General features: G+C 68.4%; 12 protein-coding genes. 5 read left to right on the top strand and 7 right to left on the bottom strand.

Going from position 1 to position 14621, the window contains the following annotated elements:
• Nucleotides 1-5: 5 nt before the first annotated feature.
• Complete coding sequence (locus Q9R22_RS10410) at nt 6-1037, top strand: inorganic phosphate transporter (protein ID WP_131333399.1); 1032 nt, start codon at nt 6-8, stop codon at nt 1035-1037.
• 208 nt (nt 1038-1245) lie between these two features.
• Here the strand turns inward: Q9R22_RS10410 and pstB are convergent, their stop codons facing one another.
• The 4 genes from pstB to pstS all read right to left on the bottom strand — a co-directional run bounded on the left by pstB (nt 1246) and on the right by pstS (nt 5386).
• On the bottom strand, nt 1246-2025 hold the full coding sequence (pstB, locus tag Q9R22_RS10405; RefSeq protein WP_064846305.1) for a phosphate ABC transporter ATP-binding protein PstB: 780 nt from the start codon (nt 2023-2025) through the stop codon (nt 1246-1248).
• A gap of 36 nt (nt 2026-2061) precedes the next feature.
• Nucleotides 2062-3177 (bottom strand): phosphate ABC transporter permease PstA, encoded by a 1116-nt coding sequence (gene pstA / locus Q9R22_RS10400; RefSeq protein WP_085108135.1) that lies wholly within the window; start codon nt 3175-3177, stop codon nt 2062-2064.
• Nucleotides 3177-4124: a phosphate ABC transporter permease subunit PstC gene (pstC, locus tag Q9R22_RS10395; RefSeq protein ID WP_131333400.1), complete on the bottom strand. Its 948-nt coding sequence runs from the start codon at nt 4122-4124 to the stop codon at nt 3177-3179. Before pstC ends, pstA begins: the two co-directional genes overlap by 1 nt.
• 149 nt (nt 4125-4273) lie before the next feature.
• The gene (gene pstS / locus Q9R22_RS10390; RefSeq protein WP_131333401.1) at nt 4274-5386 is read right to left on the bottom strand and encodes a phosphate ABC transporter substrate-binding protein PstS; all 1113 of its coding nucleotides are present in this window, start codon (nt 5384-5386) and stop codon (nt 4274-4276) included.
• A 252-nt stretch (nt 5387-5638) separates the two neighbouring features.
• Here pstS and Q9R22_RS10385 point away from each other — a divergent pair, with 252 nt between their 5' ends.
• The 3 genes from Q9R22_RS10385 to disA all read left to right on the top strand — a co-directional run bounded on the left by Q9R22_RS10385 (nt 5639) and on the right by disA (nt 9430).
• On the top strand, nt 5639-6796 hold the full coding sequence (locus Q9R22_RS10385; RefSeq protein WP_131333402.1) for an aromatic acid exporter family protein: 1158 nt from the start codon (nt 5639-5641) through the stop codon (nt 6794-6796).
• Between the two features lie 57 nt (nt 6797-6853).
• Nucleotides 6854-8245 carry a DNA repair protein RadA gene (gene radA / locus Q9R22_RS10380; protein ID WP_131333403.1) on the top strand — a complete coding sequence of 464 codons (1392 nt, stop codon included), beginning with the start codon at nt 6854-6856 and terminating at the stop codon, nt 8243-8245.
• 108 nt (nt 8246-8353) lie between these two features.
• A complete protein-coding gene (gene disA / locus Q9R22_RS10375; RefSeq protein ID WP_131333404.1) occupies nt 8354-9430 on the top strand; it encodes a DNA integrity scanning diadenylate cyclase DisA in 1077 nt (358 codons plus the stop codon).
• A gap of 151 nt (nt 9431-9581) precedes the next feature.
• Here the strand turns inward: disA and Q9R22_RS10370 are convergent, their stop codons facing one another.
• Nucleotides 9582-10307: a hypothetical protein gene (locus tag Q9R22_RS10370; protein ID WP_131333405.1), complete on the bottom strand. Its 726-nt coding sequence runs from the start codon at nt 10305-10307 to the stop codon at nt 9582-9584.
• Here Q9R22_RS10370 and Q9R22_RS10365 point away from each other — a divergent pair.
• Nucleotides 10306-11316, top strand: coding sequence for an A/G-specific adenine glycosylase (locus tag Q9R22_RS10365; RefSeq protein ID WP_131333406.1), 1011 nt, complete (start codon nt 10306-10308; stop codon nt 11314-11316). The two genes, Q9R22_RS10370 and Q9R22_RS10365, sit on opposite strands and share 2 nt — an antisense overlap.
• On the opposite strand, the gene Q9R22_RS10360 is transcribed toward Q9R22_RS10365, so the two are convergent.
• Together Q9R22_RS10360 and Q9R22_RS10355 are read right to left on the bottom strand one after the other, a co-directional pair.
• Complete coding sequence (locus tag Q9R22_RS10360; protein WP_179861259.1) at nt 11300-11818, bottom strand: amino-acid N-acetyltransferase; 519 nt, start codon at nt 11816-11818, stop codon at nt 11300-11302. The two genes, Q9R22_RS10365 and Q9R22_RS10360, sit on opposite strands and share 17 nt — an antisense overlap.
• A 115-nt stretch (nt 11819-11933) precedes the next feature.
• The gene (locus Q9R22_RS10355) at nt 11934-14552 is read right to left on the bottom strand and encodes an ATP-dependent Clp protease ATP-binding subunit (RefSeq protein ID WP_131333407.1); all 2619 of its coding nucleotides are present in this window, start codon (nt 14550-14552) and stop codon (nt 11934-11936) included.
• Nucleotides 14553-14621 lie beyond the last annotated feature (69 nt).

Raw genomic sequence — 14621 nt, 5'->3', positions numbered from 1 at the left:
GCGCCGTGACAGAGTTACTGGCCGGCGTAGGCATCCTCCTGACCCTGGTCTTAACGGTCGTCAACGGTTTCCACGACGCCTCCAACGCCGTGGCCCTGCCCGTACGGTTCAACGCCCTGACACCCCGTGTGGCCCTGTGGACCGGAGCGGTGTTCAACCTCATGGGCGCCCTCCTGGTGGGGCTGGTCCTGGACCGGCTGATCTCGTTCGAGATCCCCATCCCCCTCAACGACGCGGGCGTGGTGGCCCTGTTGTGCGCCCTACTCACGGCCATCGGGTGGGACCTCCTCACGTGGTGGTGGCGCATGCCCACGTCCTCCACCGCCGCGATCGGCGGCGCCGTGGTGGGTGCTCTGCTCGGAGCACGCGCCGTGGGGCTCTACGACGAACACCTGGCCATGGGCTCCTACTTCTCCTGGAACGTGCTGCTCCCCCTGCTGATCTCCCCCGTGATCGCGTTCGGGCTCGCGTTCCTGCTGGTCGTGCCCATCGTGTACCTGGTACGCCACGAGACCCCGGGACGCGTGAACTTCCGCGCCGGGGTCGTGCAGGCCACGGGTGCCGCGGCCATCCACTTCGGACACGGGATCCAGCACGCCCGGCGCACGTTGTGGATCCTGTTGGTCCTCCTACTGATCGTGAACCCCAACCTCTCCCGGGACAGCATCCCCGTGTGGCTCACGGTGCTCGTGGGGGCGTGTCTCGCGTTCGGTACCCTGCTGGGCGGCTGGCGGATCTCCTACACCCTCTCCGCACGCATCGTGACGCTGGATCCCCTGCGCGGAGCGGCGGCGCAAACGGTGTCCGGCGCCCTGCTGTTCGTGGGGGGGTTCCTCTCCCCCATTCCGCTCTCTACGTCCCAAACCACCACCGCGGCGATCCTGGGCGCGGGTTCCGCCCAGAAGTTCCGTACCGTGTATCACGCCACCGTGCTGCGGGTCATCGCCTCGTGGGTCGCCACGGTCCCCGTGTGCGGCGTGGTCTCCGCCATCCTGTTCCTGGCGGCCTCCCCGCTGATCCAGGTCCCCGCGGCCTGATCCGTACCCGCGGTTCGCTCGGGGCACGCGTCACGATCGGGGCACGCGGAGGCTGACGACGTCGCACGGTGCGGGTCGCTGCGCGCTCCCGGTGCGTGCGTCGTCGTACCCCCGGGTCCGGCCGGAGCGCCGTCGTACCCCCCGGGCGTGCACAGCGAACGGTGCCCTCCGAGACGGAGGGCACCGTTCGCGTGCGCGAGGACGCGGATCAGCCGAAGCGGCCGGACACGTAGTCCTCGGTGTCCTTCTTCTGCGGGTTGTTGAAGATGTCCGTGGTGGGCGCGTACTCGATCAGACGGCCGGGCTTGCCCGTGCCCTCGATGTTGAAGAACGCGGTCTTGTCCGACACACGGGACGCCTGCTGCATGTTGTGGGTCACGATCACCACGGTGTAATCGGTCTTGATCTCGTTGATCAGGTCCTCAATCGCGAGCGTGGAGATGGGGTCCAGCGCGGAGCACGGCTCGTCCATGAGGATCACGTCCGGCTTGACCGCGATTGCGCGGGCGATGCACAGCCGCTGCTGTTGACCACCGGAAAGACCGGAACCGGGCTTGTCCAAACGGTCCTTGACCTCGTTCCAGAGGTTCGCGCCGCGCAGCGAGCTCTCCACGAGCTCGTCCGCGTCCTTGCTCGAGATGCGCTTGTTGTTGAGCTTCACGCCCGCGAGCACGTTGTCGCGGATGGACATCGTGGGGAACGGGTTGGGGCGCTGGAACACCATGCCCACCATGGAGCGCACAGTCACGGGGTCCACGCCCTTGCCGTAGAGATCGTCCCCGTCCAGCAGCACCTTGCCCTGGGCGTAAGCACCCGGGATCACCTCGTGCATGCGGTTGAGGGTGCGCAGGAACGTGGACTTGCCGCAACCGGAGGGACCGATGAACGCTGTGACCGAGCGGGGTTCGATGTTCATGCTGACGTCCTGGACCGCCAGGAAATCGCCGTAGTAGACGTTGAGGTTTTCGACGTCGATTCGTTTCGACATGGGTGTGTTTCCTTAGATCGAATGGTCGGCCAGCACTCAGCGGCCGGCGGTCTTGGGAGCGAAGGCCCTGGCGATCAAGCGTGCCACGAGGTTGAGCAGCATCACGATCACGATCAGGATCAGCGCCGCGGCCCAGGCCCGCTGCAGGGACGGATCGGGGTTCGTGGGCGAGGTGGGTGTCATGATCTGGTAGTAGATGAACGTGGGCAGCGTGGTCATCCAGCCGGAGAACGAGTTCCAGTTGATGGCCGTGGCGAAGCCCGCGGTCACGAGCAGCGGCGCCGTCTCACCGATCACACGGGCGATCGCGAGGGTCACACCCGAGGCGATACCCGAGATGGCCGTGGGGATGACCACCTTGAGGATGGTCCGCCACTTGCGCACACCCAGCGCGTAGGACGCCTCGCGCAGTTCGTTGGGCACGATCCGCAGCATCTCCTCGGTGTTCTTGACCACCGTGGGGATCATCAGCACGGTCAGCGCGACCGCCGCCACGAACCCGGTACGGGTCGAGGGGCCGAAGATCATGCCGAACAGAGCGGCCGCGAACAGACCAGCCACGATGGACGGGATACCGGTCATGACGTCCACGAAGAACGTGATGGCCTTGCCGAGCCAGCCGCCCCGGGAGTACTCCACGAGGTAGATCGCGGTGAGCAACCCCACGGGCACGGACATGAGCGTGGCCCAGAACGTGATGGACACCGTACCGATGATCGCGTGGTAGGCGCCGCCCATCACCTGACTGGGCGCATCGGCCTGGTTGTCGTGGAAGCCCGTGACCCCGTTCATGGAGGTGAACAACATGTTGGAGGTCAGACCGGGGATGCCATTGGCGAGCACCGTCCAGATCACGGAGATCAGCGGGATCACCGCGAGGATGAAGGCGGCATAGACCAGGAAGGTCATGAGCGAATCGGCCCCGGCGCGGGAACCCTCGATCATGCCCACGGCCAGCGGGCCGACCACCAGGAAGATCACGGTGGCGAACAGGGCCCACAGCGCGATACTGAACCCCACCAGAGCGGCAAGCGCGGCCCCCGCCACGATCGCGGCCACGCCGATGACGGGGACGAGCCACTTGGGGCGCTGACCGCGGGTGAGCCTTGACTGGCGGACGGGTGAGGTTCCGGGTTGGGTGGACGTGGTCATCAGTTGGCCCCCGAGAATTCCTTGTAGCGAGCGATGATGGCGCGGGCGATCATGTTGACCACGAGGGTGATCAGGAACAGCACGAGACCGGCCGCGATCAGTTCGGACAACCGCAGGCCGTAGGCCTCGGGGAAGTTCAGCGCGATCTCCGCGGCGATCGTCTGGTTACCGGACTTGATCAGGGACGCGATCATGGGCCCGGAGGACAGCACCAGGGCCACCGCCATGGTCTCGCCGAGGGCGCGGCCCAGGGCCAGCATGATCGAGGAGATGATCCCGGGGCGCGCGAACGGCAGCACAGCCATCCGGATCATCTCCCACCGCGTGGCCCCCAGTGCCAGCGCGGCCTCCTCGTGGAGCTTGGGCGTCTGCGTGAAGATCTCGCGGGACATGGACGTGATGATCGGCAGGATCATGATGGCCAGCACGATGCCTGCGGTGAGCATGGTCTTACCCGTCTGGGACGCGGGCCCGTCGAAGATGGAGATGAAGCCCAGGTGCTCGGTGAGCCAGTTGTACAACGGTACGAGCGCCGGCGCGAGCACCGTGGCACCCCACGCGCCGTAGATCACGGAGGGAATGGCCGCGAGCAGGTCGATCACGTAGCCCACCGGCTTGGAGATCTTGGCCGGTGCGTAGTGGGAGATGTAGAGCGCCACCAGGATGCCCACGGGTGTGGCGATCAGCAGGGCGATCACCGCGGCGATGAGCGTGCCCACGATGAGCGGCCAAATGTAGTGGAAGAAGCCCTGCCCACCGGTGATCTCCTCGGCGGGGGCGGCGAACGTGGGCAGCGCCTGCAGCAACAGGAATAGCGCGACGGCCGCGAGCACCGCGAAGATCAGGATGCCGGCGGCCAGGCTGAGTCCGGAGAAGACGGAGTCACCGGCACGTCCGGCCGAGGACTGCCGGGTCCCCGGTTTCCGGGCGCTGATGGTGGTGGACATAAACCAGTCCCTTCGATCAAGGTGTGGAACGAGCTGAGCGGTGAATTCGGACAGCGTAGGACGTGGCGGTCCGAGATGGCCGCGTGCGTGGCCGCGGCGCCGACGCGCGATGACACGCCGGCGCCGCACTCACACGTCGTCGGGGCGGATCAGCCCTTCGCGGTGATGGAGTCCACGGCCGCCTTGGCCTGGTCGCGCAGGGTCTGGCTCAGCGGGGCGGAACCGGCAGAGTCCGCAGCGGCCTTCTGCCCGTCCTCGGAGATCACGTAGTTCTCGAAGGCCTTGACCAGGTCCGCGGTCTCCTGGGAGTCGTACTGGGAGCACACGATGTGGTAGGAGATCAGCACGAGCGGGTACGCACCGGATTCCTTGGTGTCGCGCCCGATGTTGATCGCGAGGTCGTGCTCGCCGCGGCCCTCGGCCTGGTCGGAGACCTCGACGGCCTTGGCGGCGGCCTCGGGCGAGTGGGTCACGTACTGGTCGCCCACCTTGATCGCGGCGGTGCCGAGATCGCCCACGGCGGAGGAGTCCGCGTAGGTCACGGCGCCCTCGGTGCCGGAGGTCGTGGAGACCACGCCGGAGGTGCCCTTGTTGTTCTCCGCCGCGTACTCGGAGGGCCATGCCTGTGCCGGGTCCTTGGTCCACTCCTGCGGAGCGGCCTTGTGCAGGTAGTCGGTGAAGTTCTCGGTGGTCCCGGAGTCATCGCTGCGGTGCACCACCGTGATCGGGGTGTCCGGAAGTTCGGCGTCCGGGTTCTGCTGCTTGATCTGCTCCGCGTTCCAGCGCTTGATCTCACCCTTGAAGATCTTGGCGATGGTGGGGGCATCCAGGTTCAGGGACTCGATACCGGGCAGGTTGAACGCCACGGAGATCGGGGAGATGTAGACCGGGAGGTCCATGGCGCCGTCGGGGCCGCACTGCTGCTTGGCCTGCTCGACCTCGTCGTCGGAGAGGTAGGCGTCCGAGCCGGCGAAGTTCGCGCCGCCCGCCAGGAAAGCCTTGCGCCCGGCGCCGGAGCCGTCCGGGGAGTACTGCACGGTGGAGCCGCTGTTAGCGGACTGGAAGCCGTTCTGCCACGCGGTCATGGCGGCCTGCTGGGAGGACGCCCCGATGCCGGTCAGCGTTCCGGACACGCCGCTGCTCTCGCCCGAGCCCCCGCCGCTGTTGGTGTTGCCGGTGGCGTTGTCGGAACCGCAAGCGGTCAGAGCGAGGGCACCAATGGCCAGGACTGCGGCCGAACGGCCGACATGCGAAACCTTCACTGTATTTCCCTTCGAAAGCGTGAACCGGGGAGCCCGGTGGGTGCGGACAACCGGATCTTGGAGTCCAACGCCGCTGCGTCCGCAGCGCGCCCGGGAATTACCGTAGGCAGGCGATATTGACAGATGCGGCCGGGAAGGTGAACTGGCGGTTAACAACCCCTGTGACCGGCGCCACCCCTGGCCACGGCGCCGCCCGGTCACGCGTCCCGCGCGGTACGCGTCCGTCCGAGGCGCCCGCCTAGGATGGGAGCCATGACGTCCTCGGAAGCAGCTCAGTACCGCTCCCGATTCCGTCGTGTTCCCGAGGTCGTGGGCAAGCGCGGGCGCTCCGGCTGGGCACGCATGACGTCCGGTTTCTTCCAGGCCGTGCAGATGACCGTGGCGGCCGTTGGCGCGTACGTGATCGCGGAACGGCTGCTGGGCCATCAAGGCCCCATCTTCGCCGCGACCGCCGCGCTCGTGTCCCTGGGGTACGCCAAGGGCGGGCTGCGCTACCGCCGGGTGCTGGAGGTCTCGATCGGGTGCACCCTGGGGATCGTGATGGGCGATCTGCTCATCCAGGTCCTGGGCCATGGTGAGTGGCAAGCGGCCCTCGTGTTGCTCCTGTCCCTCTTGCTCGCCCGGTTCCTTGACAACGGCGCGATCTTCACCACGCAGATGGGGCTGCAGTCCGTGCTGGTGGTGCTCCTCCCGCCGTCGCAGGACGGCGTGTTCGCGCGGTCCTTCGACGCCGTGGTGGGGTGCCTGTGCGCGCTGCTCCTCGCGTACGTGATTCCCCAAGACCCGCGCCGCGAACCGCGCCAGGACCTCAGCAAGCTCATCGTGGAGTTCACCCAGGTGCTCACGGACTGCTCCCGTGCGGTCTCGGACACCGATTCGCGCCTCGCGTGGCACGCCCTCGTGCGGGCTCGTCAGACGCAGCCGCTCGTGGACTCGGTACGCTCGGGGCTCACGGCCTCCCGGGAGATCGCCCACGCATCCCCTCTGCACCGCCGACACCGCCGCGAGATCGACGAACTGAGCGAGAGCATCCGGTACGTGGACCTCGCCGTGCGCAACTCGCGCGTCTTCGCACGCCGCCTCGCGTCCGTCCTCAACCGCGTCTCCCTGTCCGACGACGCCGTGGCCTCCCTCTCCGAGGCCCTCGCCGATCTCTCCGACGCCATCCTGAGCCTGGATCACACGTTCTCCGCGAGTCACCCCCAGACCCGTGAAAGCTACCTGCGCCAGACGCGCAATGAACTGATCTCCGTGGCCGGTCGCCTGGAACCCGGGCTCATGGGGGTGCGGACCATGGAGGGCGAGGCACTCGTGCTGCTGATCCGTCCGTTGGTCGTGGACCTGTTGGAGTCCACCGGTCTCACCCACGAGGAGGCGATCCGGTACCTGCCCACGCTGGGCGGTCGGTGACCGAGCCACGGATCCGTGCCGCTTATGCGCGTCAGATCCGCCCCCTACGGTGACAGCATGAGCGCGAAGACCAGAAAGCCGTCCGTCTCCTACCGGTGCACGGAATGCGGCTGGACCACGGCCAAATGGGTGGGCCGGTGCGGTGAGTGCCAGTCCTGGGGCACCGTGCAGGAGATCTCCACGAACCTGGAACACGGGCGCACCCGGGCCGCGGCCAGCGTGGCGGTGCCCGCTCAACCCATCGGCCAGGTGGATTCCTCGGTGGCCCGCTTCACCCCCACGCGCGTCACCGAGTTCGACCGCGTCCTGGGCGGCGGACTCGTGCCCGGTGCGGTCATCCTGATCGCGGGGGAACCCGGCGTGGGTAAGTCCACGCTGCTCCTGGACGCAGCCGCCAAGGTGGCGGGCGGGCCCGATCCCCGCACCGTGTTGTACGTGACCGGGGAGGAGTCCGCGGCGCAGGTCAAACTGCGGGCCGAGCGCATCGATGCCCTCTCGGAAAAGCTGTACCTCACCGCGGAGACCGACCTCTCCGCGGCGCTCGCGCAGGTCAAGGACTTAAAACCGGAACTGTTGATCGTGGACTCGGTGCAGACCCTCGCGAGCCCGGAGATCGAGGGTTCGGCGGGCGGGGTGAGCCAGGTGCGGGAGGTCGCGGCGAGCCTCATCCACGCCGCCAAGACCCGGAACATGACCACCCTGCTCGTGGGCCACGTGACCAAGGAAGGTTCGATCGCCGGTCCCCGGTTGCTCGAACACCTCGTGGACGTCGTGTGTCAGTTCGAGGGGGACAAACACTCGCGCATCCGCCTCTTGCGGGCCGTGAAGAACCGGTTCGGCCCCACGGACGAGGTCGGGTGCTTCGATCTCGAGGAGAACGGTATCCGCTCGGTCTCGGACCCGTCCGGCCTGTTCGTCTCCCGCACCCCCGTCCCGGTCGCGGGAACATGTCTGAGCGTCACCGTGGAGGGGCGCAGGCCGCTGCTCGCGGAGGTCCAGGCCCTGCTGGACAAGTCCAGCACCGCGCAACCCCGACGGGCCACCTCCGGCCTGGACGGTTCCCGGGTGGCCATGCTGCTCGCGGTGTTGCAGCGCCGGGCGGGCGTGGCCCTCGCGACCATGGACTGCTACGTGTCCACCGTGGGCGGTGTGCGGCTCACCGAACCCGCCATGGACCTCGCGGTGTGCATGGCGCTCGCGTCCGCCGCCCAGGATCGACCGCTGCCCCAGCGGCTCGTGTGCTTCGGGGAGATCGGACTGGCCGGTGAGGTCCGCCCCGTACCGGAGATCAACCGCAGGATCCAGGAGGTCGCCCGGCTGGGCTTCACCCACGCCGTGGTCCCGGCATCCCCCAACGGACCCGGCAAGATCCCTCCGGGCTTCTCCGTGCGTGAGGTCACCACCGTCTCACAGGCCATGGAGCTGCTCTTCCCGCCGCGGCAGGGCTGAGCCCGACGCCGTACGGCCGAGTCCACCGCGGCAGGGCCGAGTCTGAACACACATGCCACGCGAGGCATGTTGGCCTTCGGGCGGGGCGAGCGCACATAGAATGAGGCCGTGGTGAAATCGCACGAGACTGCCCTGAGACGGACCCTGGCCAGGGTCTCCCCCGGTACTGAACTGAGGACGGGGCTGGAGCGCATCCTCCGGGGCCGCACGGGCGCGCTCATCGTGCTCGGATTCGACCGCTCCGTGGAGTCGCTGTGTTCGGGCGGGTTCGACATCGACACCGAATTCACCCCCACCAAGTTGCGCGAACTCGCCAAGATGGACGGGGCGATCGTGTGCGACAAGGAAGCCACCCGCATCCTCAAGGCCGGGGTCCAGCTCATGCCGGACGCGTCCATCCGCACCCAGGAGTCCGGCACGCGTCACCGCTCCGCCGAGCGCACCGCCAAGCAGACCGGTGTTCCCGTGATCTCGGTCAGCCAGTCCATGAGCGTCATCACGATCTACGTGGCCGATTACCGCTACGCGATCGACGGTTCCCAGGCCATCATGGCCCGCGCGAACCAGGCCCTGCAGACCCTGGAGCACTACAGCAACCGCCTCGAGCAGGTCCTGGGCAGCCTCTCGGCGCTCGAGATCGAAGCCGCCGTGACCGCCCGCGACGTGGCCCTGACGCTGCAGCGGATGGAGATGGTGCGCAGGATCTCGGACGAGATCGGGTGGTACGTCCTGGAACTCGGCTCGGACGGGCGTCTGATCTCCCTGCAGCTCGAGGAGCTCACGGCCGGGACGGGACCGGGGCCCGGCGTGGTCCTGCGGGACTACCTGCCCGAGGCCACGACGCCCGAGGTGATCGCGGAGTCCCTGGACCGGCTCGCCCGGTTGTCGTCCACCGAACTGATCGATCTGCAGCGGGTCGCGGTGGCCGCGGGTCTCACCGGGCCGCAGGGCAACTTGGAGGTGGACCTGCACCCCCACGGTTACCGGCTGCTCGAGGGCATCAAGTCCATGCCGCGTGCGGTGGCGAAACGGCTCGTGGCCCAGTTCGACGGCCTGCAGTCGCTCATGGCCGCGAACCTCGAGGACCTGATGTCCGTGGAGGGCATCGGCGAGCAGCGTGCCCGCACCGTACGCGAGTCCTTGTCCCGTATGGCCGAGACGAGCCTGCTGGAGCGGTTCATTTAGCAGTCCGGGTGGCCCGGTCGCGGACGCGGCCCGTGCACCGCCCGGGCATCGCCCACCGATGGTCACCTCGAGGGCCGCCAGCCGGCCGCGCGAACCCCGGGACCGCCGTCGCCGGTGGATCTGCGCGAGCCGTGAGCCGCCCGTCGCCCACTCACTGCAGGCTGAAAACGGCCTGCTGGCTCGCGACGTCCCCGAGCGACGTCGTGAGGTTGTAGTACCCGGCGAGCGCCTCGGACTGGCCGGCCGGGCAGCCCTCCGCGGTGCGCACCCGGTTCCACGTGAGCCGTGCGGTCTCCTTCTGCCCCGTGTCCAGGGTGATCTGACGGTCCTCACCGGCTGCCGCGCAGTGCCGTGAATCAAAGACGGTGTCCGCACCGGAGGTCACCACGAAGGCCATGTGACTGCTACCGGCGTCCACGCGGCACGGATGCTGGCCCTTGTTCTCGAGGGTCAGTTCGAGCACCGGGTTCTGGCCCGCCGCGTAACTCTGTTTGTCGGTCGCGGCACTCACCGCCAGATCCGCGCCGCATTCCGGCGCCGCCGTACTGCTCGCACTCGGGCTGCCGGACGCGCCGGGTGCACCAGTTCCGGACGGTGTGGGCCGGGCAGTGAAGTCCGCGAACTTGTTCTGGGGATCCGTGCTCGGCTGCGCCGCGGCGTCGGGCTGCTGCGTGGCATTCGCGTCGTCGGCGTCCGGTGCCGTGAGTGCGCGCACGCCCGAGACCACTGCCCACAGCAGGGCCAGGGCCAGGGCGACGATCACGGCGAGAGCGACCATGCGGCGTCGCCGGTAGACGTGCTCCGGGAGCCTGCCCCCGGTGTCCGCGGATTCCGCGGGGGACGTGGGGGGATCGTGCTGTTCGGAACCGGAAGCCATGGTCTCCAGGCTACCGTGGACAGTTATGAACTCGAGCCGCACACCAGCCCGCGACGAGCGACTTCACGGCATTCACGCAGCCGTGATCGAGTGGTACCGGCGGGCGTCCCGCGACCTGCCGTGGCGCGCGCCCGAACGCACACCGTGGCAGGTGCTCGTGAGCGAGATCATGCTGCAGCAGACCCCGGTGGGGCGCGTCCTGCCGGTGTGGCGCCGGTGGCTCGAACAGTGGCCGGAACCGGGCGATCTCGCGGCGGCGTCGCCGGCGGAGGTCCTGCGCGCGTGGGACAGGCTCGGCTACCCGCGCCGCGCGCTGCGGCTGCACGCGGCTGCCCAGAACATCGCCGCGGAGCACGACGGGCGGGTGCCCGAGGACCACGCACAGCTGTTGGCATTGCCCGGGATCGGCGCGTACACCGCGGCGGCAGTGGCCGTGTTCGCGTTCGGTCAGCGCCACACGGTCGTGGACACGAACATCCGCCGGGTCGAGGCCCGGGTGTTCTCCGGGCGGGCCCTGCCGTCCCGTTCCCTCACCGCGGCGGAGACCCGGTTGGCGCAGGACGTCCTGCCCCAGGACGTCGCGGAATCGGTCGCGTGGAACCAGGCCGTGATGGAGCTGGGCGCACTGATTTGCACCGCGCGTTCGCCGCGCTGCGACAAGTGCCCCGTGCGGCGGGACTGCGCGTGGGTCGCGGCTGGCAGCCCTCCCGCGCAGGAGACGCCCAGGGGCCAGTTGTGGCACGGCACGGACCGCCAGGTCCGCGGGGCCATGATGGCGGTGCTGCGCGCCGCGGACGAGCCCGTGCCCGCGCAGTTGCTGCTCACGGACCTCGCGGGCTCGGAACAGATCGCCGGGGAGCACGCGGCCCCGCCCGCTGTGGTGATCGAACGGCTCGGGGCCCTGTGGCGGCTGCCCGCGCCCGCCGAACAACGGGAGCGTGCGTTGAACGGACTGCTCGCGGACGGTCTGGCCACCTCGGACGTCGGTGCGGTCAGCCTTCCGGGGTGATCGCGCGGATCATCCGCGTGTTGCCCAGCGTATTGGGTTTGACCCGGGCCAGGTCCAGGAACTCCGCGACGCCCTCGTCGTGGGAACGCAACAGCTCTGCGAAGACCTCGGGCTCGATGGTCTCCTGGTTCTCCATCACGGCGAATCCGTGCCGCGCGAAGAACGCCACCTCGAAGGTCAGGCAGAAAACCCGGCCGACCCCGAGCCGAGCCGCACGGGCCAGCAGTTCCTCGATCATCCGCCCGCCCACGCCGTGACCGCGCGCCGCGGGGGACGTGGCCAGGGTGCGCACCTCCGCGAGGTCCTCCCACATCACGTGCAAGGCCCCGCAGCCCACGAGGTTCCCGGCGTCGTCCTCCGCAACCACGAACTCCTGGATACTCTCGAAGTACGTCACCGTGTCCTTGGTGATCAGGATGCGCTCGGCCGCCATGGGCGCCACGAGCTCCTTGATGCCATGGACGTCCGAGGTCCGGGCGGGGCGGATGCGGATCTCTACCATGCCCACGACTGTACGCGTCCGTTCGAACGCGAGCGGGCGGCGTCGCCGACCGTTGTGGTCAACGACGCCGCCCGCTCGCGGAGGCGCCGCGGTGCCGGGCACCGCGCGGGGTGGCTCAGGCCTGCGCCTGGGCCGCTCCCCCGCCGCTGTCGGGCCCCGAGTGGGGCGAGCGCGGCACGTCTTTGCCGGACTGGCTGTCGGCGTCGTCCGAGAACGCCGGGGTGTTCTCGATCTCCCGGATCTCGTCGTCGGAGAGCTCGGACATGGGCGTGGAGGAGAAGGTGAAAGTGGCGTCGTCGCCCTCACCCTCGACGTCCACCGAGATCTTCTCGCCCGAGGCGATCTCGCCGAACAGGATCCGCTCGGAGAGCTGGTCCTCGATCTCGCGCTGCATGGTCCGGCGCAGCGGCCGGGCACCCATCGCGGGGTCGTAGCCCTTCTTGGCGAGCAACTGCTTGGCGGCGTCGGACAGCGAGATGGACATGTCCTGCTCACGCAACCGCCGCTGCAGGCGCGCGACGAACAGGTCCACGATCTGCACGATCTCACTCTCGCTCAGCTGCGGGAACACGATGATCTCGTCCACGCGGTTGAGGAACTCGGGACGGAAGTGCTCCTTGAGCTCCTCCTGCACCTTGGCCTGCATGCGGTCGTAGGACGTGGCCGCGTCCCCGCTGGCCTGGAAGCCCACGGGAACCGTGCGGGAGATGTCCCGGGTACCGAGGTTCGTGGTCATGATGATCACGGTGTTCTTGAAGTCCACCACACGGCCCTGCGAGTCGGTCAGGCGACCGTCCTCGAGGATCTGCAGCAGCGAGTTGAAGAGGTCCTGGTGGGCCTTCTCGACCTCGTCGAACAGCACCACGGAGAACGGCTTGCGGCGGACCTTCTCGGTCAACTGACCGCCCTCCTCGTACCCCACGTAGCCCGGAGGGGCACCGAAGAGCCGGGAGACGGTGTGCTTCTCCTGGTACTCGGACATGTCCAGCGTGATCAGGGCGTCCTCATCACCGAACAGGAACTCCGCGAGCGCCTTGGCCAGCTCGGTCTTACCCACGCCAGTGGGCCCGGCGAAGATGAACGAGCCACCCGGGCGGCGCGGGTCCTTCAGACCAGCTCGGGTACGGCGGATGGAGCGGGACAGGGCCTTGATGGCCTCGTTCTGCCCGATGACGCGCTTGTGCAACTCGTCCTCCATGTGCAGCAGCCGTCCGGACTCCTCCTCGGAGAGCTTGTACACAGGCACACCCGTGGAGGCGGACAGGACGTCCGAGATGACCTCCGGGGTCACCTCCGAGATCTGGTCGTCGCCCTCGCGCCACGCGGTGTCCTTCTCATCACGCTCGGCGATGAGCTTCTGCTCGGTGTCGCGCAGGGACGCGGCCTTCTCGTAGTCCTGGCCCTCGATCGCGGCTTCCTTGGCACGCTTGGTGTCCGCGATCTTCTGATCCAGGGCCTTGATCTCCGGCGGCGCGGTCATGCGCTTGATGCGCAGACGTGCACCGGCCTCGTCGATCAGGTCGATGGCCTTGTCGGGCAGGAACCGGTCCGAGACGTAGCGCGCGGACATGTGCACCGCGGCCTCCAGCGCGTCGTCCGAGATGGACACGCGGTGGTGCGCCTCGTACTTGTCGCGCAGGCCCTTGAGGATCTCCACGGCGTGGGCCTCGGAGGGCTCGTCCACCTGGATGGGCTGGAAGCGCCGTTCGAGGGCGGCGTCCTTCTCGATGTGCTTGCGGTACTCGTCCAGCGTGGTGGCACCGATGGTCTGCAGCTCGCCGCGCGCCAGCATGGGCTTGAGGATCGACGCGGCGTCGATCGCGCCTTCCGCGGCACCCGCACCCACGAGCGTGTGGATCTCGTCGATGAACAGGATGATGTCCCCGCGCGTACGGATCTCCTTGAGCACCTTCTTGAGGCGTTCCTCGAAGTCACCGCGGTAGCGGGAACCGGCCACGAGCGATCCCAGGTCCAGCGTGTAGAGCTGCTTGTCCTTAAGCGTCTCGGGGACGTCCCCGCGCACGATCGCCTGGGCCAGGCCCTCCACGACCGCGGTCTTACCGACACCGGGTTCACCGATCAGCACCGGGTTGTTCTTGGTGCGCCTGGAGAGCACCTGCATCACGCGCTCCATCTCGCGGTAGCGCCCGATCACGGGGTCCAGCGTGGACTCGCGCGCGGCGGCGGTGAGGTTGCGACCGAACTGGTCCAGCACGGCCGAACCCGCGGGAGCGCCCTCGGCGCGGCCACCGGTGCCGACGCCGGCGGCTTCCTTCTCCCCGCCGGCGTTGCCGGACTGGTAACCGGAGATCAGTTCCAGCACCGTGGCGCGGACCTTGCCGGGATCGGCGCCGAGCTTGACGAGCACCTGGGAGGCCACGCCCTCGCCGGCGCGGATGATCCCGAGCAGGATGTGCTCGGTCCCGATGTAGTTGTGCCCCAACTGCAGGGCCTCGCGCAGCGAGTGCTCAAGCACCTTCTTGGCGCGGGGCGTGAACGGGATGTGACCCGAGGGCGCTTGCTGGCCCGGGCCGATGATGTCCTGGACCTGCTCGCGGGCGGCGCTCAGGGTGATGCCCATGGACTCGAGGGCCTTGGCGGCGACGCCCTCACCCTCGTGGATCAGGCCGAGCAGCAGGTGCTCGGTCCCGATGTAGTTGTGGTTGAGCATCCTGGCCTCTTCCTGGGCCAGCACGACGACCCTGCGGGCGCGGTCGGTGAAGCGTTCGAACATGGATACTCCTTCATTGATCTTTGTCAACGATGCTAGGCATCCCGCGCGGCGTTTCCGGCACTGTTCGCC

The sequence above is a fragment of the Kocuria sp. PD6 genome, assembly GCF_031844145.1.
Lineage (GTDB): Bacteria > Actinomycetota > Actinomycetes > Actinomycetales > Micrococcaceae > Kocuria > Kocuria marina.
The sequence above is the reverse complement of the archived record's forward strand: the minus strand, read 5'-3'. Positions and strand labels throughout refer to the sequence as shown.